Origin of the sequence: Haematospirillum sp. H1815 (assembly GCF_012102705.1) — a bacterium.
GTDB lineage: Bacteria > Pseudomonadota > Alphaproteobacteria > Rhodospirillales > Rhodospirillaceae > Haematospirillum.
This window is the reverse complement of the sequence record NZ_JAAVTA010000013.1, coordinates 1-26982: the sequence shown is the minus strand read 5'-3', so window position 1 is coordinate 26982 and position 26982 is coordinate 1. Positions and strand designations below refer to the sequence as shown.

The following is a 26982-nucleotide window of genomic DNA, read 5'->3' as shown; positions in this document are numbered from 1 at the left end:
TTTACGGTAATTTCCTTGCGTATTGGGACAGTTGGTTTGTCCCTGACGCTTTGAGAGGAAGCTACAGATGCAGCGTGTAAAGCTGGATCGGACAGACAGGCACATTCTTCATGACCTTCAGGAGAATGGTCGTATGACGAATGTCGAGTTGGCTAACAGGGCCGGGATTTCCGCCCCGCCGTGCTTGCGGCGTGTACGTGCCTTGGAGGAATCCGGTTGTATACACGGTTATCATGCAGAAGTAGATCCCAAGGTGCTTGGATATAATGTAACAGCTTTTGCGCATGTCGGTCTGGACAGCCAGGCTGAGGCCGACCTGCGTGCTTTCGAGGATCTGGTTGCCGGTTGGGATAATGTGCGGGAATGCCATATGCTCGCCGGCGAGACGGACTTTATCCTCAAAATTGTTGCCCAGGACTGGGACGATTATCAGCGTTTCCTGACGACACAGCTGACCGTTGCGCCCCACGTGACGCATGTCAAAAGTGCTCTCGCGATTCGTACAGGCAAGTACAGACCTGGTGTGCCGATCGAGATTGATAGCGACCGCAAGCCGCGTTCAGATCTCTACTTGGGTGCCAAGCTCGATCAGTCGGTTGGGGGGTAAGCGGAAGTACCGCATGGTGTCTGTGGCGCTTCTTGCCATGGCGATAAACAAGGCAATACGCCACGGTGCCATACCGGGATTTTTACTTTCAATGACCGTTTCGCGTGACAGGAACCACGAAATCCCCTGAGGTTCGTAGAAGAATCCCAGTTTTTCTGATGAAATGTGCGCCAATGTTCTTGGTATGTTTGGCGTTTCCATAAATCCATAGTGCAGGATAATGCGTTGTAGTCCCGGGGCAATCTCCTTGGATTCAAGCCGGTTGTCATCAGAAACAAGGGGGGTTTCCGCTGTAACGGCGCTGAGCAGGATAACGCGTTCGTGTACGACCTTGTTATGGCGCAGATTGTGTAGCAAGGCGGGAGGTAAGCCAGAGCGGATGCTGGTGAGGAAAACGGCTGTCCCCGGGACTTTCGCGACATTATTTCCTGTCAGTTCATTGAATTCGGACTCCGGCCGGGACACATTTTGCAACTGTTGTAAAAGAAGCGCTCGTCCTGCTTTCCAGGTCATCAAAATGACAACAATAATTGCCGCCACGGTTACAGGCACCCAGCCTCCATCCGGGATCTTGATGGCACAGCTCAGGAAAAACATCAGGTCTGTGCCCAAGAAAATGCCGCAAATCACGAAAATCTTGTTTCGGCTCCAACCCCACAGAATTTTCATGGCCAAAGCCATCATCAGGGCAGTGATAACCATATTCCCGGTTACAGCTACCCCATAGGCTGCTGCAAGATTGCTTGATGTTTTGAAACTGAGAACAAGAGCAATGCATGAAACCATAAGGCATGTGTTCACTGTTGGCATGTAGATCTGACCCATTTCCTGACCGGACGTATGAATGATGGTCATTCTCGGCAAGTACCCAAGTTGGATTGCTTGCCGGGTCAGGGAAAATGCGCCTGATATAACAGCCTGTGATGCAATAATGGTGGCCAGCGTTGCCAGAATCACCAAGGGAAGTATCATCGACTGTGGTGCCAGGAGGAAGAATGGATTTTCCGCCGCTTCGGGGGAACGCAGCAGAAGGGCACCCTGACCAAAGTAGTTCAAAAGCAGGCACGGCATGACAAGGGTATACCAGCCTGTTCGTATGGCCTTGCGGCCAAAGTGGCCCATATCGGCATACAGGGCCTCGGCCCCCGTAACAGACAGAACAACAGCCCCAAGAACGGAAACAGAAATTCCCGGTTCCGTAAAAATGAAAAACCATCCGTAGTGAGGGCTTAGGGCGGCCAGAATGGACGGTGTGCCGATGATGCTCCGTAGGCCCAGAAAGCCGATAACCAGGAACCATATCAGGCACACGGGACCGAAGATCTTGCCAACCATTGCCGTGCCAAACCGCTGGATCAGGAACAGGCACAAAAGGATGCTGACGGTGATGGGTATGACAAATTCACTCAGTGCTGGTGCTGCGATATGTAACCCTTCGACAGCGGACAGGACCGAAACAGCGGGCGTGATAATACTGTCGCCATAAAACAGGGCGGCCGCCAGAATTCCCAATCCCGTTACGGCCGAGAAGGTGCGCCCATCCTGATCCAGGACATTATGCAGGCGTGCCAGAAGCGCCAAGCTGCCGCCTTCTCCACGGTTGTCAGTGCTCATGACGTAAATGACGTACTTGACGGACACAACAACCAAGATGGTCCAGAATATGAGTGACAGAACGCCAAGTATATGAATGTAGTCCACAGTAACCCCATGTTCGGGGGACAGGGATTCCTTGAACGCGTAAAGAGGACTTGTACCAATGTCACCGAAGACAACGCCTATGGCACCAATAATAAGGGGCAGCAGAGGTTTGTTCTGATGTGACATTATTGGGTTTCAGTCTGTTGTTATGGATGTAAGAGCCATGGCCGGCTTGATTCTGCCTTAGGTAAAGGCTGCCAATTCTAACTGTATCGGCCAGATTACGCAGTTCGGGAGCGCAAGATGAGTCTTCTCAGACACTGTTGTTCTCTGGTCTGAGTCAATCCATTGTTGTCAGCAGGACGATTTATGGCGGGATGTTAGGGACGGCAGGAGGTAGAGGCGCGTAGTCACAGCGCCTTCGTATGTTTCTGCATTTCAGGCTTCACCATGATCCGGGCAATCCCGTGTTGGATTACCCGGACTCTTGGAATTTTTCAGGAAAAGCGAACGTTCACAACTTCATAGGAGCGGAATCCGCCCGGTGCAGATACTTCAGCCGTGTCACCCATGACCTTGCCAATCAGGGCCCGGGCCAAGGGGGAGGCTATTGAAATCCGCCCTTTCTCCAAATCTGCTTCGTGGGGACCAACAATTTGATAGGTTACTTCGCCGTCTGTATCTTCATCAGCCAGCGTAACCGTCGCCCCGAACCGGATAGTTGACCCAGAGAGCTTGCTGACATCAATAACGTCAGCGCGGGACAGAACGTCCTCTAATTCCGCAATGCGCCCTTCAATAAAGCTCTGGCGTTCCCGTGCAGCGTGGTATTCGGCATTCTCTGACAGATCGCCGTGTTCACGGGCCTCGGCAATAGCTTTGATGACCGCGGGGCGTTCTTGGCTTTTCAGCATACGCAGCTCATCTTCCAGGGCTTTCATGCCCTGTGCGGTCATGGGGATCTTTTCCATATCCGGGTACGTCCTTACACTTGCTTGTTTGTCGCGAAGGCGACCGGCTGCGCGCAACACCAAGAAACGACCCGGGGCTGCGCAGCGTAGCCCCGGGGCATCGAATCGGATCAGGCGGGGGAGTATACCCTGTTTTGTACTTCCGGAACAGAATAGTGTTGCAAGGGGGTTATCTCCGGTTCCTTGTCCTGTAGGCTTCTTATGGCCTGCGCTGCGGCCCTTGCTCCTGCCATGGTTGTGTAGTGGGTCACTGATTTCGTTAAAGCTGCGCTGCGGATATCCAGGCTGTCGCGTATGCTGTTCATGCCTTCAGCCGTATTGATAACCATATCAACGGTACCGCACAATATGGCGTCTACGCAGTGAGGCTGGCCTTCCCTTACTTTGTTGATGGCAGTTGCGGGAACGCCTCCATTTCTCAGGAAAGTGGCTGTTCCGCCTGTTGCCAGGATATCAAATCCCATGGCAAAAAAAGATTTTGCAATATCAAGGGCTTCAGTTTTATCCGAGTCGCGCACAGACAAGAATATGGTTCCCTGCAGGGGGAGTGGGAGCCCGGCTGCCATCTGGCTTTTGGCGAAGGCATGCCCGAAGCTTCTGGCTATGCCCATGACTTCGCCTGTTGATTTCATTTCCGGCCCCAGCAGTATGTCGGTGCCTGGGAAACGGGCGAATGGGAACACGGATTCCTTGACTGCGACGTGGTCCGGAGTTGTGGTGCGCAGCTTGAAGGCAGCCAGGTTTTCACCGGCCATAACCCGGGCCGCTATGCAGGCGACCGGATTGCCGGTGGCCTTGGATACAAAGGGTACCGTACGGCTTGCGCGCGGGTTTGCTTCCAGGACGTAGACGTCTGTTTCCTGAATGGCAAATTGAATGTTTATAAGCCCTTGTACGTCAAGTTCGGTAGCAAGAAGGATGGTTTGTCGTTCCAGCTCCCGTATCAGGGGTGCCTGAAGGGAATGTGGCGGCAGGGAGCAGGCGGAGTCTCCGGAATGAATGCCCGCTTCTTCAATATGCTCCATGATACCGGCGATAAACACGGCTCCGCTTGAGTCCCGTATGGCATCAACATCCACCTCGGTTGCGCCGCGTAAATACTGGTCCAGCAGGATCGGCATGTCGGAAGAAATGGTAATGGCGCTCTGTCCTTCGCTCTGCCCAGCACAGACTTTGGCCAGCCATGCGTGGAGTGAGGCTTCGCCATGGACAATTTCCATGGCCCGTCCTCCCAGTACAAAGGATGGGCGTACGACCAAGGGATACCCAAGGATCATTGCCTGCTCCAGAACCTCGTCCGGGGTTCGTGCTATTGCGTTGGGTGGCTGGCGGAGCCCCAATTTTTGCAGCACAGATTGGAATTGTTGGCGGTCTTCAGCCCGGTCTATTGCAGTGGGAGACGTACCCAGAACAGGAATATTGGCCTGTTGCAAGGCACCGGCCAGTTTTAGCGGGGTTTGTCCGCCGAATTGCACGATAACCCCTTTGACGTGGCCCCTGCGTTGTTCAACCCGGATCAACTCAATGACAGCTTCGGCGGTCAGAGGTTCAAAGTACAGGCGATCTGACGTGTCTGGATCGGTTGAGACCGTTTCAGGATTACAATTGACCATAATGGTTTCATAGCCGGCCCCGGACAGGCTGAAGGCTGCGTCCACGCAGCAGCAATCAAATTCTATGCCTTGCCCGATACGGTTTGGTCCCCCGCCCAGGATGATGATCTTCTCACGTGTTGATGGTTTTGCTTCGCAGTCTGTGGTACTTACACCATCGCCTTCGTAGCATGCGTACATGTACGCCGTTGGCGATGAAAATTCCGCTGCACAGCTGTCTATGCGCTTGTAGACCGGGTGAAGGCCCAAGGTATGGCGTAAAGCGGTTACCTCTTCTTCTTTTTGTCCATTCAGGCAGGCCAGCCTTGCATCAGAAAAGCCCATTTTTTTCAGGGCAAGAAACCCATATCGGTCCGCAGGAATTCCCTGTTGGCGGATACGGGCTTCAATGTGAACCAGGTGAGCAATCTGATCCAGAAACCAGCGATCAATGCGGCAGGCTTCATGCACGGTTTCCATGGACATGCCTTCGCGGAAAGCCTGTGCCACAAAACGGATCCGGTTTGGGCTTGTTGTTCTCAGAACCCGTACCATGGCGTCATGTCGGGTCTCGTCAGAATTCACTGTTATGTCGATCTCGTCCAGCCCGGTTAGTCCTGTATCCAGGGATTGCAGGGCTTTCTGGAGTGATTCAGTGAAGGTACGCCCGATGGCCATGACCTCGCCGACCGACTTCATAGAGGTGCCCAGACGGGCATCGGTATCGGGGAACTTTTCGAAGGTAAACCGAGGAATTTTGGTGACGATATAGTCAATGACAGGCTCAAAGCTCGCTGGCGTTTGCCCTGCGGTTATCGCGTTGTCCAGTTCATCCAGCGTGTAGCCTACAGCCAGCTTGGCGGCGATGCGTGCGATCGGGAAGCCCGTTGCTTTTGATGCAAGGGCAGACGAGCGCGAGACCCGGGGGTTCATTTCAATGACCACCAGACGGCCGTCGTCCGGGTTGACCGCAAACTGGACATTGGACCCACCTGTCTCTACCCCGATTTCCCTCAGGACCGCCAAGGATGCATCCCGCATGGTCTGGTACTCTTTGTCTGTCAGTGTCAGCGCCGGTGCAACCGTCACAGAGTCCCCGGTGTGGATGCCCATGGGGTCAATGTTTTCGATAGAGCAGACGATAATCCCGTTGTCTGCCCGATCACGTACCACCTCCATTTCATATTCTTTCCACCCCAGAACAGATTCCTCGACCAGAATTTCGTGGACAGGGGAGGCGGCCAGGCCCTGTGTGCAGATATGACCGAATTCTTCCTTGGTTGTTGCTATTCCACCGCCTTGCCCACCCAGTGTGAAAGAGGGTCGAACGATGGCTGGAAGCCCTACGAAGGCAAGGGCCTTATGGGCATCATCCAGGCTGCGCACCATCCGCGAGCGCGGGCTTTCAAGGCCGATGCGGTCCATGGCATCACGGAACAGCTGCCGATCTTCTGCCTTGCGGATGGCTTCGCGGCAGGCCCCGATCATGATGACGCCATGGCGTTCCAAGGTCCCGTCATCGGCTAGGGCAAGCGCGCAGTTCAAGGCTGTTTGTCCCCCCATGGTTGGCAGCAGGGCATCCGGTTTTTCCCGGTCAATAATCTGCGCCACAACAGCGGGAGTGATCGGTTCGATATAGGTGGCATCGGCCATGTCGGGGTCTGTCATGATAGTGGCCGGGTTGGAGTTGACCAAGATGACCCGGTACCCTTCCTCACGCAGGGCCTTGCAGGCCTGGGCGCCCGAATAGTCAAACTCACAGGCTTGTCCGATAACAATGGGGCCTGCACCGATAATCAGAATGGAGTGGATGTCTGTGCGTTTGGGCATGCCTAGGGGTTCCTTCCGACAGGGCACGGGACAATCAATCTGGACTGGGTAGGATCAGGTGGCTGTGCAGCCGCTCAGGGGAGGGCAGTTGCGTATCGTCGGGGTGCGCTGGAATGCCGATACTGTTGCATCAGGCCAACAAAATCACGGAACAAGGAACGGGAATCCTTGGGACCCGGGCTGGATTCCGGGTGATATTGCACGGAAAAAACAGGACGGCCCTGTAGTGCAATCCCCTCGATCGAGCCATCGAAGAGAGATGTGTGTGTGACAATAACGTCATTGGGAAGGCTGGCAGGGTCGATGGCAAAGCCGTGGTTCTGGCTGGTGATCGCGATGCGCCCCGTCGCCAGACACTTGACTGGCTGGTTCGATCCCCGGTGTCCCCGCATCATGCGCGAAGTCTTTGCCCCCAAGGCCAAGGCAAGGATCTGATGACCCAAGCAAATGCCAAAGACAGGAAGCCCGGTGGACAGGATCCTTTTCACTTCGGGGATCATAGAGTGGCTGGTGGCCGCAGGGTCACCCGGTCCATTCGACAGGAACACGCCATCAGGGGCAAGGTCCAGAATCTCCCTGGCCGTCGTGTGGGTCGGTACGATAGTGATCCGGCAGCCCTCGGCAGCCAGGCACCGCAGGATGTTGTGCTTTATCCCGAAGTCGACGGCGACAACATGCCATGGTCGAGCCCCGGATTGTGTATCCGGCCATTCCCATGCTTGCTGGCATGATACGCGTGTAGCCAAGTCCAGCCCGTCTGGTGAGGGATGCATCCGTGCCTGGTGCAGGAGATGCTCAAGGTTGAAGATACCGTTCGGAGCATGGGCAACAACGCCAGCCAGTGTGCCGTGGTCGCGCAGTCGTATGGTCAGTGCGCGTGTGTCGATACCGGTGACACATACCACGTTGTTCCGGCGCATCCATTCAGGCAGATTGGCCGTTGCACGCCAGCTGGAGTCGATGCCAACGGGTGCGCGCAGGATACAGCCACGGGCAAACGGGTGTTCCGCTTCGTGATCGTCCGGGTTGGTGCCTGTATTGCCGATATGCGGAAATGTAAAAGTTATAATCTGCCCGGCAAAGGAGGGGTCTGTCAGGGTTTCCTGGTAACCGGTCATTCCGGTACAGAAAACAACTTCTCCCGTTGTGCTTCCTTCACGTCCGAGACCATGCCCCCACCATACCGTTCCGTCGGCAAGGACCAGTACGCCGGTTGCCCCGTCAGGGCATAAACCAGCTGTGCATTCTGTTTGGTCTGTCATAGGATCCCCTGGTTCATAGCGCCGCAGGAGTGATCGTCTCCTTTGGAACATACAAGGCATGCCGGCGTATGGCTGACCGCTTCTGCATGATCATGCGCGCAAAAATCCCACCTTCATCTTCACGAAAGAAGGTCGAGGCAAGCGCCAACGGATACCGAGTGCAGGAACGCTCTGCCAGTTGCAGGCAAACGGAAAAGTAAATACATCTGGTTTTGTCTCTTGTCAATTCAATACAGTGCGGAGCAAGTCTTCTGACCCTGTGTTGCCGGTATGCCCAAGGTCATGGTGGCTCCTGGTTGCGGACATCATTTGCCAAGGCGTTCACACTCGTCTAGTCTGGGCGGATTCGAGATATTCATGACAAACTGTATTTGAGGTCATCCATGTTGCGCACTCGGCTGAACGAGGCGTTGAAGGAAGCGTTGAAGGCACGTGACAATCGTGCATCGGCTACCTTGCGACTGATTCTTGCGGCTTTGAAAGACCGTGATATCGCGGCCCGGACCCGTGGTCTGGGTGAAGGAATTCCTGAAGAGGAAATCCTGCAGATGTTGCAGTCCATGATCAAGCAGCGACGTGAGAGCATCAACCTGTATGAGCAAGGTGGGCGGCTGGAGCTTGCGGAGCAGGAGCAGGAGGAAATAGCCATTATTGAACGTTTCCTGCCCGTGCAGATGGATGAAGCGGCCACGCGTGAAGCCATTGCCGTGACGGTGCAGGAGCTGGGAGCCAGTGGCATCAAGGATATGGGGCGGGTTATGACGGCTCTGCGTGAGAAGTTTGCAGGTCGTATGGACTTTGGCAAGGCCAGCCAGGCTGTCAAGGCAGCCTTGTCCTGACCGTGTGTTCTTTCCATTGTTATGACGGGTGTGCGTGACCCATGGCTTTGCCCCCGCAGTTCCTTGATGAGCTTCGTGCCCGGCTTCCGGCCTCGGTTGTGGTTGGGCATCGGGTTCGTTTGGTCCGCCGTGGGCGCGAGCATATTGGTCTGTGTCCCTTTCACAGGGAGAAGACTCCTTCTTTCACCGTCAATGACGACAAGGGCTTTTATCATTGTTTTGGGTGTGGAGCGCATGGCGACATCATTTCCTTTGAAATGGAAACGGCACACCTGACTTTCCCCGAAGCTGTGGAAAAGTTGGCAGCGCAGGCTGGTCTTGAGGTGCCGCGTCCCGACCCGCGGGAGATGGAAGCTGCACGTCAGCACGCGGGCATTCTGGATATCAATGAGGCGGCCTGCCACTTTTTCCAGCGCTCCCTTTTTCTGCCGTCCGGTCGTGGCGGGCTTGATTATCTCCGTCGGCGGGGCCTTGATGACGAGGTCATCCAGACATTTCGCCTGGGTTGGGCCCCTGGTGGGGTAGAGTTGCAGACCGCCTTGCTCGGGAACGGAATAACCGAAGGCCAGATGATCGAGGCTGGTTTGCTTCGGCGCCTGGATTCCGGGGCCGTGGTTGGTTATTTCCGGGAACGTGTCATGTTTCCGATTACAGACCGGCGGGGGCGGGTTATTGCCTTTGGCGGTCGGACCTTGGGTGACGGGCAACCCAAATACATGAACAGTCCCGAAACACCGGTTTTCCACAAGGGGCAGGTTCTCTACAATCTGTCCCGTGCCCGCGAGGCTGCCGCCCGGGGTGGCGATATCGTTGTTGCAGAGGGCTATATGGATGTTATTGCCCTGCATCGGGCAGGTATCCCTCATGCCGTCGCTCCGTTGGGGACAGCGCTGACGGAGGCTCAGATTGAGTCATTGTGGCGCCTGTCCGACGAGCCTGTCCTGTGTATGGATGGTGACAGCGCCGGGCAACGGGCTGCGGCCCGTGCTGCCGACCGTGCCTTGCCCCTTCTGAAGCCGGGGAAATCCCTGCGTTTTGTCATGCTTCCGATGGGGCGGGATCCTGACGACCTGTTGCGGGACGAGGGAGCCAGATCGGTTTGTGCAAGGCTTGCGGTATCTCGTTCCCTGCTGGATGTTTTATGGGACAAGGCTTTGGAAGGGCGGTCGCTGGATACACCGGAACGAAGGGCTGGTCTGGAAGCCCATCTGGAAGAGCTGGTCCGTCATATCGGGGATCGCAGTGTCCAGCAGCATTACCGCCAGGCCTTCCGTGACCGCCAATGGAACCTGTTTCGCCAGGCCGGTCGTAGTGCGGCGGGCAAGGTGCGTCCGGCGGGTACTTTCTCTCCCAGGGGGCGCGAATCGCAGCCGCGCTGGGCGGCTCCGTTGCCATCAGCCGGGGGTGGTATGATTCTGGCCCCGCCGGCACCGGATGCAGCGGAGGCCTTGCGGCGGCGCATTTTGCTGGTTACGCTCGTCACCCACCCCGACCTTTTTGACAGTGTGGGAGAGCGTCTGGGGCTTCTGGATTTCCCGGAACAGTCCCTTGATACGCTTCGGGGTGCGGTTTTACTGCTGCTTTCCCGTCAGTCAGGTCTTGACTTCCATGTTCTGAGACGCCAACTACACGACGAGGGATTTGGTGATGTTCTGGAGTCCCTCCTTGCGTCGAATGTTTTTCTCCATGCGGCATTCAGCCGTCCGGTCGCCGATAGTCAGGCCGCCCTGGACGGGTGGGAGCACACGTTCGGGTTATCCCGGGGCAGGGATTTGAAGGTGGATATTGGTCGTGCGGTTGAGCGGCTTGGTGACAATCCAACCCCGGAGGCTCTTGATGTTTTTATTGCCTTGAAAAAACATGAAAGAGCCTCTGTAGAGGATTGAGCATCATCCGGATGATGCGGGATGTTATGGAACAGGATGGTCGGAAAGACCGGGATGTGTGCCTTGGGCGCATGTCCACACGTATTTTGAGGAGAGAGAACGGGCATGGCAACAAAAGCTGCCGCTGAAACAGAAACCCCTGAAACCACTGATGAGGTTCAGGACGGGCCTTTGCTCGATTCTCTTAATACAGCTGTCAGGAAACTGGTGGCAAAGGGCAAGGAGCGCGGGTTCATCACCTATGATGAGCTGAATGCGGCATTGCCTTCGGATGATTTTTCCTCGGAACAAATCGAAGACACCATGTCGATGCTGTCTGATATCGGCATCAACATTGTTGAGAACGAGGAAGAAGAAGTCAGCGGCAACGAAACCGACGATTCCGCCGGTAATGTGTCCGAAGACGAACTGGGGCGTACTGACGATCCCGTGCGGATGTACCTGCGCGAGATGGGTTCTGTTGAGCTTTTGTCCCGCGAGGGTGAAATCGCCATTGCCAAGCGTATTGAAGCCGGGCGTGAGATGATGATCGGCGGGATCTGCGAAAGCCCCCTGACCATCGCAGCCTTGCTGGACTGGCATGACGCCCTGGTAGAAGGAAAGATGATGTTGCGCGACATCATTGATCTGGAAACAACGTATGGCACAGAGCCCGGTGTTGGTGACGAGATGGGAGAGGAAGAAGAGGACTCTCCTGCAGTCGGGGACAGAGGTGAGGAGCTTGTCGCTCCGGTCAAGGACCATCGCAAGGCCAAGGAAGAGCCCGGCTCTGATGATGAGACAGACGAGGCGGAGCCTGATGGCATTGATGCTTCTGCCGAAGGCGATGTTGACGGAGACATAGAAGAAGCCAGCATCAGCCTTTCCGCTATGGAAGCTGAGTTGCTGCCCGTTATTCTCCAGTCATTTGAAACAATTGCCCAAGCCTATCAGAAGATGAGAAAGGTTCAGGACCAGCGCCTGGGCCATATCACGGCCGGGGAAGATGTGCCGGCAGCCCTGGAGAAAAAGTTCGAGAAGCAAAGGTCCGAGCTGGTCAAGATGATGGAGGGCGTTCATCTCAACAACGCTCGTATTGAATATCTTGTTGGCCACCTGAATGATCTTAACAAGCGCTTGATGATGCTGGAAGGCAAGCTTCTGCGCGTTGCCCTGGATTGTAAGATCAAGCGCGAGGACTTCCTTGATGCTTACTATGGGGCCGAAATGGATCCCCAGTGGCTGGAAATCATCGCGAGCCGAAGCGGAAAAGGCTGGAAAGACTTTATCGGCAAGCATTCTGCCGAGATTGTGAGAATCAGGGAAGCGATTGCGGTTATCTCTGCCGAGGCGCGCCAGCCTATTTTTGAGTTCCGCCGTATTGTCCAGACAGTCCAGAAGGGTGAGCGGGAAGCCAGCAAGGCCAAAAAGGAAATGATCGAGGCCAACCTTCGCCTGGTTATTTCCATTGCCAAGAAATACACCAACCGTGGCCTTCAGTTCTTGGATTTGATCCAGGAAGGCAACATTGGTCTTATGAAGGCTGTGGACAAGTTCGAGTACCGCCGTGGGTACAAGTTCTCCACCTATGCGACATGGTGGATTCGTCAGGCTATTACCCGTTCTATTGCTGACCAGGCGCGGACGATCCGTATACCGGTTCACATGATTGAAACCATCAACAAGCTGGTCCGTACAAGTCGCCAGATGTTGCATGAGATCGGCCGCGAACCAACACCGGAAGAACTGGCGGAAAAGCTGCAGATGCCGCTGGAAAAGGTTCGCAAGGTCCTGAAGATCGCCAAGGAGCCTATTTCTCTGGAAACGCCTATCGGTGATGAGGAAGACAGCCATCTGGGTGACTTTATCGAGGACAAGAATGCGGTTCAGCCTTTGGATGCGGCAATCAACTCCAATCTGCGTGAGACGTGCACCCGTATTCTCTCGACCCTGACCGCGCGTGAGGAAAGAGTGCTCCGTATGCGTTTCGGGATTGGTATGAATACCGATCACACGCTTGAGGAAGTTGGTCAGCAGTTCAGTGTTACTCGTGAGCGTATCAGGCAGATCGAAGCCAAGGCCTTGCGCAAGCTCAAGCATCCATCCCGCTCACGCAAGTTGCGTAGCTTCCTGGATGGTTGATCTGTTCTGGTGTTAATGAAAAGGCCGCCGGTGGGGCGGCCTTTTTATGTGCTATGTGCTAATCATCCGCTTAGCCCTCTTTGGTGATTTCTTTCTTTGTTGCTTCCGCTGCTGGCAGATCGAACCAGAATGTGCTGCCTGTACCGACCGTGCTGGTGAAATCGATGGTGCCGCCCATTTTCTTGACCAGAAGGCCCGTAATTGAAAGCCCTATCCCCGTTCCCTGTATCGGGCCACTTTCTTGTCCTAGGCGATTGAAGGGCTGGAACAGGTCCGCCCTGCGCTCTTCGGGAAGTCCCGCGCCGGTGTCTGTTACGGTGATCCGGACATAACCGTCTGGAGATTCTTCGGAGTAGCCAATCGTAACGTTGCCTCCAGCCTTGTTGTACTTGATGGCATTGCTGACGAGATTCAGCAGGATCTGCCGCATTCTGAGTGCATCGGCCAGAACGACAGGAGCTTTTTCCGTTTCGGGGGACGCGATAACCTGAACGCCAAACTCACGCGCCATGGTGTCAGTAAGTCCCATGCATTCCTTGATGATCTTGGAGGGTTCAACCCGCCCGATATCCAGTGTCAGTTGGCCACTTTCAATGCGGGCCAAGTCGAGGATTTCATCGATCAGGGTCAGCAATAATTTGCCGGATTGGTGAATATGCGACAACCAGCTTCTTTGCCTGTCGCTCAGGGTTTCGGACTTGCTGCTTTCCATAAGCTGGGAAAAGCCAATAATGGCATTCAGGGGCGTTCGTAGCTCGTGACTCATGCGGGATAGAAAATCGGATTTTGCCCGGTTTGCCCGGTCTGCTGTTTCCCGGGCGTCAATCAGCGCCTGCTCGTAGGCAAGTGTTTGTCTGATATCCCGGAAAAACACGAATGATCCAGATCGGGTGCCATCATTTTCGGTCAGAATTGATGCTGAGACATCGAGGGGGATAATATCTCCATCATGGCTGACGAACTCCAGCGTATAGCGGCGGTGTGTTTCTGCTTTCTCCAGCAAGACATCGCCATTCAGGCTGTTGCGCGATTCTTGGGTCATGAAGAGCGTAATCGGGCGCCCTTGCATGTCATCGGGCTGATACCCCAAGATGGACCGTGTCTTGTTGTTTGTTTCCACGATTAAGTCATCTGTATCGAGGCGAATATAGCCCTCCTCGGTCGTGTCTATGATTTGCTGAAGCCGGAAGAGAGTCTTTTCCTGTAGACTGCGCAGGGCATGCTCACCTGTGATATCTATCATAAGTGTGCATATCGCAGTGTCTCCATCCCACAGAACGGGGAAGCTTGTTGTACGCACGCGCAATGTTGACCCATCATTTTGGCGATAAAGTGTTTCGAAAGACGTAGTCAGTGTTTTGCCATCGTCATTATCCTGGTGGTTCTGACCCATTGGCATCAGGGTATCGGCTTGGCCACCGGGTGTGGGCAGGTCTTCCATGCTGTCCAGTCCAACCATATCCATGAAGGCTTGGTTGGCAAACAACGGCTTGATATTGCGGTGAACAAGAATACCCGCAGGGAGTAGGTTGATCATGAACAGGAATTTCTCGGCCAGATCCTTGTCAGCAGAGCGGGGGCTGATCAGAATACGGAGACTGTCGTGATCATCATCCGGATGGGAGATCGTCAGATCAACAGGTAGGACAGTGCCGCTTTTGTGCAGTGCCTTGGCTCTTCGTGTGCGTGGTCCCTGTTCTGTTGCGCCAGATTCCATGGAGACTGAGAACGTACCATTGTCTGTGAGCAGGAGCGTTGATACCGGTACTCCGTCCAATTCCCCACTTTTGTACCCGAACAGGGAGCAAGCCCCGGAATCTGCACCGCGAATGTTCCCGGAATACCCGATCAGAACATAGCCACTGGGTATGCCATGGTTATGTTCTGACGTATCCGGGGTTGTGGTCTGGCCATCCCTATAATCTTCAGTGAGAGTGCCTTCTTCCTCATTTGCTGCCTCTTTATCAAGAGGTGTGTATTCTTTATTCTGTCTGGACTCCAGCTCTTCTATCAGGCGTGTGCTCAGGCGCAGGGCTGATCGCGTCAATACAGTTGTTCGCAGATGCAGTATAAGCCCCAAGGCAATAGCCAAGAGAAGACCGAAGCTGATCAGGCTGATTCGGCGTGCCAAATAAAACAGGGGCGATTGATTCGTCGTGAAGCGTAACCATGCAACAGACTGACCGGGTGTTCCATGCAATGGAACCATGCTGGTGTCTTTATTATCCAAGGTTTCATGCCCCATGGATGCGGGAATAATGGAGAGGCTGCTGAGTCCGATTTTACGGACAATGCCGTCGATCCATCGGGAGTCCAGGGCGCGAGCCATTACCAGGACAGGCATAGCCTCAAGCCGGGCATCCCGGGGCAGGGGTTCCGGGTTGGAGAGGATACCTGCTGCCAGAATCCAGGCGGTTCCTGTTGAACTAAAGAACTGGCTGGTTTGGCGGTGTGTGCCACTTAAGGCCGATGCTTCACGGACAGCGGAGGCGGTTTCCCATACCGAATGCAGCAGCGGGTCATCTTCGGTAAACATAAGCTCAGGGATTCCCTGCTTGATTTCCGAGATGGGTCCGCTGCCATAAACAATGAAGACCCGGCTTACACCCCACGTGCTGTTCAACTCCTGCCCGAAATTATCCCGGATCCATTCCGGATCGGGGAGCAGGAAGAGTTTCTCCCATGCGTCACTCCACAGGCTGTAGTCACGTATCAGACGTTCCTGGCCCCGGCGGAGTTCTGTGATTTCTGTATCAATATGATTGCGTGCATATAGATCTGTGCTTGTTCTTGCCTGATCCACGCCCTCATGAGCCAGCCATATCAGCCAGCCAACCAATGCCGACAGGACAGCCAGAAAACCGCCCCAGGCCACATTGAGAATCCCATGTCGCCGGGGCAGGTCAACAACAGCCGGGAGCGATGCATAGGGATCGGTCATCGGGTATCGTCACGCTGCCTGATCAAGTGCACTCTGGTACAGTGTGGACAAACCCGTGAAACTGTCCACAAAAAGAGGGGACCATTTCCCCGGATTTTCCGCAGACATGCAAAAATTAAAGGTTCCGGCTTTTCCTTTGCCGGGAAATGCTATATACGAACCTCCCCTGCGCAGGTGGTCCATTACAGGGCTGTCTGGCAACATTTCGGGGGCCTGTAGCTCAATTGGTCAGAGCCGACCGCTCATAACGGTCTGGTTGGGGGTTCAAGTCCCTCCGGGCCTACCACAAAAACACCGCGTCTGTTTTCTATCCAGGCGCGGTGTTTTTTTATATCAATCACCCATACGTTCCAAGATTAGCGCAATGCCTTGCCCGCCGCCGATACACATTGTCACCAAGGCATAACGCCCACCGGTACGGTGCAGGGCGTGTATGGCTTTTATGACCAGAATGGCACCGGTTGCGCCAACAGGATGGCCCAAGGCAATAGCTCCGCCATCCGGGTTCACCTTCTCCGGGTTCAGGCCAAGCTTCTGGTTCACGGCACAGGCTTGTGCGGCAAAGGCCTCGTTGGATTCAACCAGGTCCAGATCGGACACCGTAAGACCGGCCCTTTTCAGGGCGATCATGCTGGCGGGAACCGGTCCTATTCCCATGATGGACGGATCGACCCCCGCGTGACCATAGCTGGCAATCCGGGCCATGGGGGTGAGCTTGCGGGCAGAGGCCTCGCGCTCTGCCATCAGGACAAGGGCAGCCGCGCCATCATTGATGCCGGATGCATTTCCGGCGGTGACAGAGCCGCCCTCGCGAAAAATGGTCTTTAACTTTGCAAGGCTTGCCGGAGTCGTGTCGGGGCGAACATGCTCATCTGTATCAAATACTGTTTCTTTGCCCCGTGTTTTTATGGTTACGGGAGTAATTTGGCTTTTAAAGAAACCGGATGCGATGGCGTGTGCTGCCCGACGGTGACTTTCTGCGGCAAAGCAATCCTGTTCATCACGGCTTATCGAGTGTGCTGCCGCGACATTTTCTGCTGTTACCCCCATGTGACCATTGCCAAATGGGTCTGTCAGGGCACCTGTCATCATATCGACCATGGTGCTATCGCCCATGCGGGCACCCCAGCGTGCAGTCGGCAGAATGTAGCTGCCCCGGCTCATCACCTCTGTGCCACCGGCAACAGCGATTTGGCAGTCACCCAGCATAATGAAGTGCGCCGCAGACAAGACAGCCTGCAGGCCTGACCCACACAGGCGATTGACGGTCATGGCCGGGACATGGTCCGGAATGCCGCCCTTGCAGGCAGCCACGCGGGAGACGTACATATCTCGCGGTTCAGTCGGGATAATATGCCCCATGACCACATGCCCGACATCTGTGGGTGCAATGGCCGTTCGTGTCAGGGCTTCCTTGATCACCAGTGCCCCGAGATCACATGGCGTCAATTCCTTGAGCGAACCGCCAAAGGTACCAATCGCGGTTCGCGTTCCCCCCAGAATGACCACAGATTCAGTCATGTTTCCCTCCTTGTTCCCCGTGTCTGCGGCTTTCCCGGAAGGATATACACGCAGTGCTTGATGTGGGGCACTATGAAGGGACGGCGCCGGTACGGCAACCAGCCTTTGTATGGCGCGTGATCCTGAACCGCTTACATGGATTGCAGCATCAGGCTGCCAACACACAGCATAACACCAAGGCCGGCGCAGAACCGTGCGCAGGAGCGATGAGCAGCTAGCAGGGCATGGGGAACTTCATGACGGGCCTGGGCTATCGGTGGGCGGGCCTGTGGTGCTGTTGCGGCCCATACCGGACCTTCCAAGGGGCCTGTTTCAGCCACTTTCCGGCCCCGCATCAGCAATGCTGCTGCGCCACTGGCAGCAATTATAGCGCCCACCGACATAGCTGCGGCTGGTGTATCGGCAAAACAGAGGAAAAGAGTTATTCCAAGGGACGACAGAACCCAGAAGGCCGCCGCACGGGCGGCGTACATCAGGGCAGCTTCCTGGAGGGTCATGTTACACCTGTAGTATGTGTGTCCAGTAAAGAATCTGCAGCACACTGCCCTTCTGTGACCTTTTTCTCCAGTCCAAAAATGCACTCAGGGGCGTGTTTTTGTGCTTTTGTGAGCGTTTATTATGCAGAAGCAACGCAATGGCATGGCAATTCGGGCGTTGATCTGCCCTGGAATGGCCTGATAGCGGTATCTGGTCTTTTCCTTCCTGTCTGTGTGGGGTAAAACCCACGACAGAGTTCCCGAGCCAGTTCGTAAACGGAGGATACATGGCCGCCTATCAATACATCTATACCATGCGTGACCTGACCAAGGTTTATCCGGGCGGGCGCAAAGTGGTGGAGGGGGTCTATCTATCCTTCCTGCCCGGGGCCAAGATCGGTGTTCTGGGATACAACGGTGCCGGCAAGTCGACCCTGATGCGCATCATGGCCGGTATCGATCAGGAATTCAGCGGTGAGGCGCGCGCGGCAGATGGTGTGCGTGTCGGGTATCTGCCGCAGGAACCCCAGCTTGATAATACCAAGACCGTTCTTGAGAATGTTATGGAAGGGCTGGGGGAAGTCTACACGTGGCGTCAGCGCTTTGATGATGTTTCAGCAAAGTTTGCCGAGGTCGAAGACGATGAGGCTATGAACGCCCTTTTGACGGAACAGGCTGAATTGCAGGAAAAGATTGATGCCTGTGATGGCTGGGATGTCGAGCGCAAGGTTGATATTGCGATGGATGCCCTGCGCTGTCCGGAAGGGGATGCTCCTGTCGGGACCTTGTCCGGCGGTGAGAAGCGACGCGTTGCCTTGGCGCGCCTGTTGTTGTCCCGGCCGGACATGCTGTTGCTCGATGAGCCGACCAACCATCTTGATGCAGAGTCTGTCTGGTGGCTGGAGCGTTTCCTGGAGGAGTACGAGGGGACGGTTGTTGCCGTTACCCACGACCGCTACTTCTTGGACAATGTGACCGGCTGGATCCTAGAGCTGGATCGCGGCAAGGGTATTCCCTATGAGGGCAACTATTCTTCCTGGCTGGAGCAGAAGCAAAAGCGTCTGGAGCAGGAACAGCGCGAGGAAGATGCCCGTCAGCGCACCATTTCCCAAGAGCTGGAGTGGATACGCTCCAACCCCAAGGGGCGTCAGGCCAAGCAGAAAGCCCGTATTACAGCTTTTGATGACCTGGTAGCCAAATCGGCGGACCGCCAGCCCGGAACAGCCCAGATTGTTATTCCCACACCGGAGCGTCTGGGTGGTGTTGTGATCGAGGCAGATGGACTGACCAAATCCTTTGGTGACCGGTTGTTGATTGATAACCTGTCTTTCCGGCTTCCTCCGGGTGGGATTGTTGGTGTGATCGGTCCAAACGGTGCCGGCAAGACAACCCTGTTCCGCATGTTAACCGGTCAGGAACAGCCGGACGGTGGCAGCATTCGTGTTGGTGAGACCGTCAAGCTGGGTTATGTCGACCAAAGCCGTGATGCGCTGGATGACAGCAAAACGGTGTGGGAGGAAATTTCCGGCGGTCACGATGAAATTGATCTTGGCAAGCGCAAGATCCAGTCTCGCGCCTATGTCGGGTCATTCAACTTCCGTGGCGGTGACCAGCAAAAGAAGCTGGGGCAACTGTCGGGCGGGGAACGTAACCGTGTTCACCTGGCCAAAATGCTGAAGTCTGGCGCGAACGTCCTGCTGCTGGACGAACCCACCAACGATCTGGATATTGATACGCTCCGCGCCCTGGAAGATGCCCTGCTGGACTTCCCTGGCTGTGCTGTCGTGATCTCGCACGATCGCTGGTTCCTGGATCGTATTGCAACGCATATCTTGGCCTTTGAGGGTGACAGCCACGTTGAATGGTTCGAGGGGAATTTTGCTGATTACGAAGCGGACAAGAAGCGTCGCCTTGGTGCGGATGCCGATCAGCCGCATCGTATCCGTTACAAGCCTGTGCACCGCTGATCAGGTGTATATGCCATAGTTGTTATGGCGTTTTCGGCAATGCCCACGCTTTTTTCTGGTTTATGGACCAGTGGGCGTGGGCATTTTGCATGATTTGAGCATTGCCCTGTGCCACAGGCGTGTAGTGGCTCACGTTATCCTTCCGTAACCCTGCGGGCCAGAAGAATGGCTCCTGCCAGAGGATCTGCCAAGGGGGCGCACAGAAAGCTCTTGGCTTGAGGAGCCAGAAAAGACTTCAGCCGGGCGGCCAGCCCACCGCTCAGGCAAACGGACGGAGCGCCCAGTTCGACAAGTCGGTGTATCATAGCCGAGGCATCGCGGGCTGCGGCATCGATAATCATGCGTGCCGTTGTGTCCTGGCGCTTTTCTGCATCAAACACCGTCGGAGCAAAATTGGCGTAGTCTTTCGGTCGGGCTGTTGACGTCCAGGATACAACAGCTTTCGGATCATAGTTGAAGGGCTTCATGATCATCCCGGTCAGGAGTGTTTTTTCCCATAAGCCGTCCAGCGCCAGCAGGGCGTACTCTACGGCCTTGCGTCCTATCCAGCTGCCCGAGCCGTGATCGGACACCTCAAAGCCCCAGCCGCCGACAGACACTTCCCGTCCATTGACACGGCCATATCCGGCCGATCCGGTTCCCAGAATCAGGATAGCGCCATCCGTTTCTCCAAAGGCACCCGTACAAGCAATATGCGCGTCAGACGTTACGGTCAGTGATCCCAGCCCATGGGTGTGAGAGAGGAATGCGGGATCGTCTGTCTGGGCAAATCCGGCCAGTCCAAATACGGCACGAATGTTTTGCCGATCTTTGGCTTCATCCAGCCCGGCTTTCCTCAAACACAGATCAATGGCGGTATTAATTGATGCCCACGCTGTTTCTGTGCCCAGCCGGATGTTGCATGACCCGGATTCCGCTTCTCCGATAATGGTGCCGTTCTGATCTGTCAGACGGGCTCGGCAGAGGGATCCGCCGCCGTCAAGGCCGAGAAAGAAACGAAAGGTCATGGGGTGCATCATGTGGTGTTCCGGATGTCGGTTGTGGTGTTACCAAGTCTGTACCCATTGCGTCATGGGATGATACAACGAGTGGGAATTGTGTATCTGGGCTTATGGTGTATATGAAACGGCAGCTTTCTGTATTGAACAGTAGAATATTTCCTTTCCTGTCATCAAAGAAAAGCAGATATCAAAGCCGGAGCGGACAGTTTCTGACCGTTTATAGTGCCTGAAGCGCGGTGGTCCGTTCGCATAATCAGAATGATATATATGGGAGAGTGATTGTATGCCGGCACAGTTTCCGCTGGTCTTTCCACCTGAGTCCCCGGATTTTCCCGCTTGGTGTGATCGTTTGGCCGGTCAGTATCGCCGGGACGAGGATGAACTGGTCGTCGAGCTTATAGAGGCAGCGGCCTGTTCCCGCGAGGAACAGGATCGTATTGATGCCATGGCCACGCGTATGGTGTCTGCTGTCCGTAGCCATCGGGTTGCCAAGGGTGGTGTTGACGCCTTCATGCACGAGTATGACCTGTCAACCCGTGAGGGTTTGACCCTGATGTGCCTGGCAGAGGCTTTGCTGCGCATTCCCGATCCGTTGACGGTCGATGCCCTGGTTCAGGATCGGTTGTGTGGAACAGACTGGGACCGGCATTTTGGCAACAGTCGCTCGTTGTTTGTCAATGCGGCGACTCTTGGTCTGATGGTGACCGGTCGTATCTTGCAGCCGTCTGATTTGCCGGGTACGGATGGAATGCACATTGTGCGTTCCTTGGTCGCGCGTCTGGGGCAGCCGGTTATTCGTCAGGCCCTGCGTCAGGCCATGAAGATGATGGGGCGCCAGTTCGTGCTGGGGCGCAGCATAGGGGAAGCTAGAAAGCGTGGTGCCGCACAGGAACGACGGGGCTATCGTTATTCTTTTGACATGCTTGGGGAGTCTGCGCGGACGGAAAGCGATGCCCGGGCATATTTTGTGGCCTATGAGCAGGCGATACATGCCATTGGCCAAACGTCCAACGGGCGTGGTGTTCTGGCCGGCCCCGGTATTTCTGTCAAACTTTCGGCTTTGCACCCGCGTTACGAGGCAGCAAAACGGGCCGATATGCTGGAAATTCTGGCCGGTCGTACCCTGACCCTGGCCCGGCTGGCGCGTCAATACGATATTGGTTTCTGCATTGATGCCGAGGAAGCAGATCGTCTGGAGTTGTCCCTGGAAATTATCCAGCGTGTTTACAGCGATCCATCCCTGGATGGGTGGACAGGGTTCGGGCTTGCGGTGCAGGCCTATCAGAAAAGGACGCGTGTGACCCTGGAAATTCTGGCCGACATGGTGCGTGCCGTGGGGCGGCGCATGAACATTCGCTTGGTCAAGGGAGCGTACTGGGATACGGAGATCAAACGCGCTCAGGAGACGGGGCTTGCGGACTATCCGGTCTATACCCGCAAGGTGACGACCGATGTTTCTTATCTTGCCTGTGCCCGTGCCCTGTTCGGGTATGGCGATCTCTTCTTCCCGCAGTTTGCCACCCATAATGCACAGACCATGGCAGCTGTTCTTGAAATGGCGGCCGGTCGTCCTTTTGAGTTCCAGCGTCTGCATGGTATGGGCGAAGAGCTGTACGAGGAGATTGTTCCGGCTGACAAGCTGGGTATTCCGTGTCGGATCTATGCGCCTGTCGGCAGTCATGCCGAGCTGCTGTCGTACTTGGTCCGGCGGCTGCTGGAAAATGGTGCGAATACATCGTTTGTCAACCGGTTGGTCGACGAGCGTATCCCGGTTTCTGCCATTATTGCCAACCCTGTTGATGCCCTGCGTTCTGTGGCGGTGCGCCGGCATCCCGGCATTCCATTGCCGCGTGATTTGTACGGTTCCGGACGGATCAATGCATCGGGGATGGATCTGTCAGACAGCCGGGTGCTATCAGGTCTTGCCGAGGCCATGAAAGCACAGGCTGCGACAATAGTTGCGGCAGGTCCCCTTGTTGGGGGTGAGGTCCGGAACGGAACGCCATGCCCGGTCCATTCGCCTGCTGATCGCCAGCATGTTGTTGGCACCGTCCGTGATGCCGGGGATCAGGATATTCGCGACGCATTGGGAAAGGCCAAGGCTTCATTTGCAGCCTGGAGCCAGCAACCGGTTGCTGAGCGTGCCGCTATTTTGCGGCGTGCGGCTGGCCTGATGGAACAGAATATGGCCTTGCTGATGACGCTGTGCATCCGTGAGGCAGGCAAGACATTGCCTGATGCTGTGTCCGAGGTTCGTGAGGCCGTTGACTTCCTGCGCTATTACGCAGCGGAAGCATTACGTTTGGCAGATGATCATGCGCTGACCGGGCGTGGTGTGTTTCTATGCATCAGCCCTTGGAATTTTCCCTTGGCTATTTTTACCGGTCAGGTCTCGGCAGCTTTGGTTGCCGGTAATACGGTTGTTGCCAAGCCAGCTGAGCAGACGCCGCTTGTAGCCTTTCAGGTTGTGCGCTTGTTGCATGAAGCCGGTGTTCCGGTCGATAGCCTGTCTCTGTTGCCCGGTCGCGGTGAAACAGTTGGTGCGGCCTTGGTCTCTGATCCCGATATTGCTGGTGTCGCCTTTACAGGTTCATCCGATGTGGCACGACTGATTGCCCGTTCTCTTGCTGCCCGTGGCGTTGGCCCGGTGCCCTTGATTGCGGAAACAGGTGGCCTGAATGCCATGATCGTGGATAGTTCGGCCTTGCCGGAACAGGTTGTCCGTGACGTTCTGCTCTCTGCGTTTGGGTCGGCTGGCCAGAGGTGTTCGGCTTTGCGGGTTCTGTATATCCAGGATGATGTCGCCGATACCGTTCTCGCCATGCTGCGTGGCGCCATGAGTGCTGTCCGGGTTGGTCATCCGGGGCGGATCGATACCGATGTTGGTCCTGTTATTGACGAGGAGGCCCGCTCTGTTCTTGAACAGCATGCGCGCGCGCTTGAAGCGGCAGGGCACACAGCTACTCTTTGTCCGCTGGCTGCCGGTACAGATCATGGTGTATTTTTTGCGCCGCGGCTGTTCGAGATTGAAAGCATACGTGAACTGTCGCGGGAAGTTTTTGGCCCGATCCTCCATGTGATTCGTTACAAGGCTGCGGATCTGGATCGTGTTCTTGCCGATATCCGGGATACCGGGTACGGGTTGACAATGGGTGTACACACCCGGATTGAGTCCCGGGCGCAGCATGTATTCCGGAATTCAAGGGTCGGGAATCTGTATGTCAACCGCTCAATGACCGGAGCTGTCGTTGGTGTCCAGCCTTTTGGCGGAGAGGGCTTGTCAGGAACCGGTCCCAAGGCGGGTGGCCCATATTATCTGCCGCGCTTTGCCCGGTCGTATCCGTTCCCGGCTTCAGCTCTGACAGCCGATAGTCCTGCAACGGTTGCGACACGTGCTGCCCCAGTTTCCGTGCCGGCACCGATGTCGGAAGTCCAGGCTCCGGCATCAGCGATTGTGCGTGCTATGGCTGTGGCTATGCGAGAAGGATCCGCTTCCAGGCCGGAGTTTACGTCCCTCGACAAGCGTGTGGCTGTTCTGGAAAGAATGGTTTCCACGCTGCAGCATCAGGGCGCACAGATTCTGGCTCTGCTGGAGCGTGATTGTGGGGCCGCCAAACCATTGGCATCATTATCAGCTTATGCTGAGATTTTGCATCAGGTTATCTTGCAGGTGCGTGCCCTTCTGTCGGGACCGGTTCGCATGCCTGGCCCGACCGGTGAGACCAATGACCTGTATCTAGCTGGTCGTGGCCCTGTCGTTCTGTTCATGGACCAGGATGCATCCCTGGAGCAGGGGCTTGCCATGGTTGCAGCAGCGTATGGTGCCGGGAATCCTGTTGTCATGGTTGTGCATCCCTCCTTGGCTGCGGCTGTGCGGTGCATTGTGCCGCAAGCGGCCGGGCTGGAGCTTGTGGTGGCAACGCCTCTGGATTCGCTTGCTGCCTTGGCCGATCTGCATGATGTGGGGGCTGTTGGTGTCTCGGGGGGCAGAGGTCTTCTGGATCAGGTTGCCCGTGTTGTGGCAGCCCGTGACGGAGCCGTTGTTCCTGTTGTTGATGACGGTGCCGGGCCGGGGCTTGTCATGCGGTTCTGCTGTGAGCGAACCCTGACCGTGGATATTACAGCAGCGGGCGGTAACACCCTGCTGATGATGCTTGGTGATGCCGCGTTCTGAGCCTGAATGACGAAGAAAGCCGAGATTTCACGTGATTCCCGGCTTTCTCTTGACAATGGCGGTCCGGGATATGTGCAGACACTATACTACTATGCTCCGGGCATAGTGATCGGGGGTTATGGTGCTTGTCACGGCACTCGTTCGTGATGTGTGCTATTATTTTCCATCACAGGCAACGATACCGCGTTGCCTTGCAGCAACCTTGTTGTCAATGAGTTCTGTAAGATCTGTGGCTATGCCGGGCAGGGGACAAGGAGGAGGTTTTGTGTCCGAGATCATCAACCTCAGAAAAGCCCGCAAGCAGAAGCAAAGGGCTGACAAAGACAAAGAATCTAAAGCCAACCGTGCCGTGCACGGGCAGGCAAGGGCCGTGCGTGATTCCGTACGGGCAGCGATGGAACGCCATGACAGGTATCTGGACGGTCACCTGAGGGAAACCCCGCCGTCCGGAGATCTTGCAAAGGAAACGCAGGACAAGGAATAGGGCTGTACGTTCACCCTCCCTTTACCCTTGCATGCTAGGCTGACAGAATGCGCTTTGTGAAAGCCCGGGTTTGCAGGAGGTTTCCTGTGATCGGGTCTCCGCTTGCAGGGGGGCGTGCCCGTGGAACGGTTCTTGGCATTACGTGTACCGGCGCTTGTTATGCTGCTTGCCCTGCAATTAGCGGGGTGTGGCCCGCTTCTTGACGGCCCGGACGGCGTAAACCGGTTTCTGGCCCCTGGTGCAAAATCCCAGGTTAATGCGGCACTGGCGGCCATGGCCCGGGGTGATTACGGTGAGGCGGAATGGGCTATCCGTGCCGCATTGTCTGCTGACAAGACCACAATGGCCGGGGTGGAGCGGGATCCGCTCTTGCTGCTTGCTGCGGCAACCCTTTACCAGACAACCAACAGGCCCCAGCAGGCTATAACCTATTACCGCGAGCTTCTACAGCGTAATCCCAGGGGGTATGTAGCCGGGTCCTTGTGGGGATCCTTGCAGCCACGTCCCATCGTCGAGGTTGCCCGCGAAAACTTGCGTCTCTTGGAAAGTGCCGGAATAGGTCGTCCGTCGGCTCCTCCCTCTGACAGCAAAGCCCAAGCCCAGCCACCCAAGCAATCTGCGCCTTCACTTCCGTCGGGAGGAGAAACGGGGGCAGAGCTGGAAGCGATTGCACAGAGATTTGCATTGATGACCCGCCTTCTTGAACTGGGATTGGTGACGGAAACGGAGTGGGGTGCTCGCCGTAACGCCAACATTGGTTTGTTGACTCCATTGACAGCGCCGCGTCCCCCCGCCATTGGCTTGGAAAAAACCCCGCCAGATGAATCGCAGGTCACCAGTCGGCTTCGTGCATTGCGTGATGCAGTTGAGGGGCGGGGCATGACTGTCAGTCAGCATGAAATCGAACGAAAAGCTATCCTAGATGGCATCATGCCTTCCGATCCTCGTTTAAGGCGTGATTCGCCCCGGTGGCCCTCCAATACGGAAGAGGTTACAGCGGCTCTCGCCCGTCTGGATGGCTGGAAGAAGGGGGCCCTGATTAACGAAGAAGAATATATGTTGGAAAGACAGGCCATAGAGCGTTCTGGCCAGAGTGGCGGAAAACCAACACCAGCACCTGCCGCGCCAGCACCGGATACAACGAGCAAACCGAATGAGCCTCCGCCATTCCCGACAGCCTCTGTCGCAAACCCGGCAGCAACCCTGCAAAGCGGGCGGGGGCCACTTCAAGTTGTTCCAAGTCCGTCTGATCCACAACAGCCTGATGCGTCAGCCAGCAATGCTGCGGGTTCCGGGGGGGTGGTTGCCGTGCTTCTGTCTTCGTATGAGAGTGAAGCCCAGGCCCGTATGGGATGGGAGGAGATCAAGCGGAAACATCCTGATGTCTCAGCCCTTCAGCCTAAGGTTACCCGCATAACAACGCAGGATAACAAGGTTCTTTTTCGTTTGAATGCGGGTCCTCTCCCTGATCGCCAGAAGGCTGAGGAACTTTGTTTGAAATTACAGGGCCAAAGCTGTGAACCCGTCTTTCTTGGGGGATGATGCATTTTTTTGATCTTAGTTTAATGAATTGTATTGACGGTTTTTGATTTGGGGCTTAGAAGGTGCGTCCCGACGTTGAGGGACTGGAATTTCTGGTTTTTTGATTGTCGGTGCTGTTTTTCAGAGT

The 26982-nt window shown here is 55.7% G+C and carries 16 protein-coding genes and 1 tRNA gene; 9 read left to right on the top strand and 8 right to left on the bottom strand.

The genetic code is table 11. The features are described 5' to 3' along the window. Positions 1-67 precede the first annotated feature (67 nt). Entirely contained in the window at positions 68-607 is a 540-nt protein-coding gene (locus HEQ60_RS09630) for an Lrp/AsnC family transcriptional regulator (RefSeq protein ID WP_168071476.1), read from the top strand. Here the strand turns inward: HEQ60_RS09630 and HEQ60_RS09625 are convergent. From HEQ60_RS09625 to carA, 4 genes are all read right to left on the bottom strand, one after another. Next, positions 560-2434, bottom strand: coding sequence for a potassium transporter Kup (locus HEQ60_RS09625; RefSeq protein WP_168071475.1), 1875 nt, complete (start codon positions 2432-2434; stop codon positions 560-562). The two genes, HEQ60_RS09630 and HEQ60_RS09625, sit on opposite strands and share 48 nt — an antisense overlap. A 311-nt stretch (positions 2435-2745) precedes the next feature. Beyond that, positions 2746-3219 carry a transcription elongation factor GreA gene (gene greA / locus HEQ60_RS09620; RefSeq protein WP_066132382.1) on the bottom strand — a complete coding sequence of 158 codons (474 nt, stop codon included), beginning with the start codon at positions 3217-3219 and terminating at the stop codon, positions 2746-2748. Between the two features lie 110 nt (positions 3220-3329). Continuing rightward, entirely contained in the window at positions 3330-6641 is a 3312-nt protein-coding gene (carB, locus tag HEQ60_RS09615) for a carbamoyl-phosphate synthase large subunit (protein WP_168071474.1), read from the bottom strand. 74 nt (positions 6642-6715) lie between these two features. Then, positions 6716-7903, bottom strand: a complete 1188-nt coding sequence (gene carA, locus HEQ60_RS09610) for a glutamine-hydrolyzing carbamoyl-phosphate synthase small subunit (RefSeq protein WP_168071473.1) — start codon at positions 7901-7903, stop codon at positions 6716-6718. Between the two features lie 383 nt (positions 7904-8286). Between carA and HEQ60_RS09605 the strand changes: the two genes are divergently transcribed. The 3 genes from HEQ60_RS09605 to rpoD all read left to right on the top strand — a co-directional run bounded on the left by HEQ60_RS09605 (position 8287) and on the right by rpoD (position 12749). Then, on the top strand, positions 8287-8742 hold the full coding sequence (locus HEQ60_RS09605) for a GatB/YqeY domain-containing protein (RefSeq protein ID WP_066132370.1): 456 nt from the start codon (positions 8287-8289) through the stop codon (positions 8740-8742). 41 nt (positions 8743-8783) lie between these two features. Continuing rightward, on the top strand, positions 8784-10628 hold the full coding sequence (dnaG, locus tag HEQ60_RS09600; protein WP_168071472.1) for a DNA primase: 1845 nt from the start codon (positions 8784-8786) through the stop codon (positions 10626-10628). A 105-nt stretch (positions 10629-10733) separates the two neighbouring features. Further along, a complete protein-coding gene (gene rpoD / locus HEQ60_RS09595) occupies positions 10734-12749 on the top strand; it encodes an RNA polymerase sigma factor RpoD (protein WP_168071471.1) in 2016 nt (671 codons plus the stop codon). Between the two features lie 70 nt (positions 12750-12819). On the opposite strand, the gene HEQ60_RS09590 is transcribed toward rpoD, so the two are convergent. Continuing rightward, complete coding sequence (locus HEQ60_RS09590; protein WP_168071470.1) at positions 12820-15690, bottom strand: PAS domain S-box protein; 2871 nt, start codon at positions 15688-15690, stop codon at positions 12820-12822. Positions 15691-15899: 209 nt separating this feature from the next. Here HEQ60_RS09590 and HEQ60_RS09585 point away from each other — a divergent pair. After that, a tRNA-Ile gene (locus tag HEQ60_RS09585) sits at positions 15900-15976 on the top strand. Positions 15977-16023: 47 nt separating this feature from the next. On the opposite strand, the gene HEQ60_RS09580 is transcribed toward HEQ60_RS09585, so the two are convergent. Together HEQ60_RS09580 and HEQ60_RS09575 are read right to left on the bottom strand one after the other, a co-directional pair. Then, positions 16024-17211, bottom strand: a complete 1188-nt coding sequence (locus tag HEQ60_RS09580; RefSeq protein ID WP_168071469.1) for an acetyl-CoA C-acyltransferase family protein — start codon at positions 17209-17211, stop codon at positions 16024-16026. Positions 17212-17342: 131 nt separating this feature from the next. Further along, on the bottom strand, positions 17343-17708 hold the full coding sequence (locus HEQ60_RS09575) for a hypothetical protein (RefSeq protein ID WP_168071468.1): 366 nt from the start codon (positions 17706-17708) through the stop codon (positions 17343-17345). A gap of 266 nt (positions 17709-17974) precedes the next feature. Here HEQ60_RS09575 and ettA point away from each other — a divergent pair, with 266 nt between their 5' ends. Beyond that, positions 17975-19654 (top strand): energy-dependent translational throttle protein EttA, encoded by a 1680-nt coding sequence (gene ettA, locus HEQ60_RS09570; protein ID WP_168071467.1) that lies wholly within the window; start codon positions 17975-17977, stop codon positions 19652-19654. Between the two features lie 134 nt (positions 19655-19788). Here ettA and HEQ60_RS09565 read toward each other — a convergent pair whose 3' ends face one another. Next, positions 19789-20673 carry a BadF/BadG/BcrA/BcrD ATPase family protein gene (locus tag HEQ60_RS09565; protein ID WP_168071466.1) on the bottom strand — a complete coding sequence of 295 codons (885 nt, stop codon included), beginning with the start codon at positions 20671-20673 and terminating at the stop codon, positions 19789-19791. Between the two features lie 265 nt (positions 20674-20938). Here HEQ60_RS09565 and putA point away from each other — a divergent pair, with 265 nt between their 5' ends. The 3 genes from putA (at position 20939) to HEQ60_RS10905 (ending at position 26855) form a co-directional block, all read left to right on the top strand. Further along, positions 20939-24829 carry a bifunctional proline dehydrogenase/L-glutamate gamma-semialdehyde dehydrogenase PutA gene (gene putA, locus HEQ60_RS09560; protein WP_168071465.1) on the top strand — a complete coding sequence of 1297 codons (3891 nt, stop codon included), beginning with the start codon at positions 20939-20941 and terminating at the stop codon, positions 24827-24829. 265 nt (positions 24830-25094) lie between these two features. Beyond that, positions 25095-25313, top strand: coding sequence for a DUF4169 family protein (locus tag HEQ60_RS09555; protein ID WP_168071464.1), 219 nt, complete (start codon positions 25095-25097; stop codon positions 25311-25313). A gap of 120 nt (positions 25314-25433) precedes the next feature. After that, complete coding sequence (locus HEQ60_RS10905; RefSeq protein ID WP_168071463.1) at positions 25434-26855, top strand: SPOR domain-containing protein; 1422 nt, start codon at positions 25434-25436, stop codon at positions 26853-26855. The last annotated feature ends 127 nt before the right edge of the window (positions 26856-26982 follow it).

Excerpts from the sequence above, each read along its gene's own strand:
- HEQ60_RS09630 (WP_168071476.1), top strand. The coding sequence starts at position 68 with ATGCAGCGTGTAAAGCTGGATCGGACAGACAGGCACATTCTTCATGAC.
- HEQ60_RS09625 (WP_168071475.1), bottom strand. The coding sequence starts at position 2,434 with ATGTCACATCAGAACAAACCTCTGCTGCCCCTTATTATTGGTGCCATA.
- greA (WP_066132382.1), bottom strand. The coding sequence starts at position 3,219 with ATGGAAAAGATCCCCATGACCGCACAGGGCATGAAAGCCCTGGAAGAT.
- carB (WP_168071474.1), bottom strand. The coding sequence starts at position 6,641 with ATGCCCAAACGCACAGACATCCACTCCATTCTGATTATCGGTGCAGGC.
- carA (WP_168071473.1), bottom strand. The coding sequence starts at position 7,903 with ATGACAGACCAAACAGAATGCACAGCTGGTTTATGCCCTGACGGGGCA.
- HEQ60_RS09605 (WP_066132370.1), top strand. The coding sequence starts at position 8,287 with ATGTTGCGCACTCGGCTGAACGAGGCGTTGAAGGAAGCGTTGAAGGCA.
- dnaG (WP_168071472.1), top strand. The coding sequence starts at position 8,784 with ATGGCTTTGCCCCCGCAGTTCCTTGATGAGCTTCGTGCCCGGCTTCCG.
- rpoD (WP_168071471.1), top strand. The coding sequence starts at position 10,734 with ATGGCAACAAAAGCTGCCGCTGAAACAGAAACCCCTGAAACCACTGAT.
- HEQ60_RS09590 (WP_168071470.1), bottom strand. The coding sequence starts at position 15,690 with ATGACCGATCCCTATGCATCGCTCCCGGCTGTTGTTGACCTGCCCCGG.
- HEQ60_RS09580 (WP_168071469.1), bottom strand. The coding sequence starts at position 17,211 with ATGACTGAATCTGTGGTCATTCTGGGGGGAACGCGAACCGCGATTGGT.
- HEQ60_RS09575 (WP_168071468.1), bottom strand. The coding sequence starts at position 17,708 with ATGACCCTCCAGGAAGCTGCCCTGATGTACGCCGCCCGTGCGGCGGCC.
- ettA (WP_168071467.1), top strand. The coding sequence starts at position 17,975 with ATGGCCGCCTATCAATACATCTATACCATGCGTGACCTGACCAAGGTT.
- HEQ60_RS09565 (WP_168071466.1), bottom strand. The coding sequence starts at position 20,673 with ATGATGCACCCCATGACCTTTCGTTTCTTTCTCGGCCTTGACGGCGGC.
- putA (WP_168071465.1), top strand. The coding sequence starts at position 20,939 with ATGCCGGCACAGTTTCCGCTGGTCTTTCCACCTGAGTCCCCGGATTTT.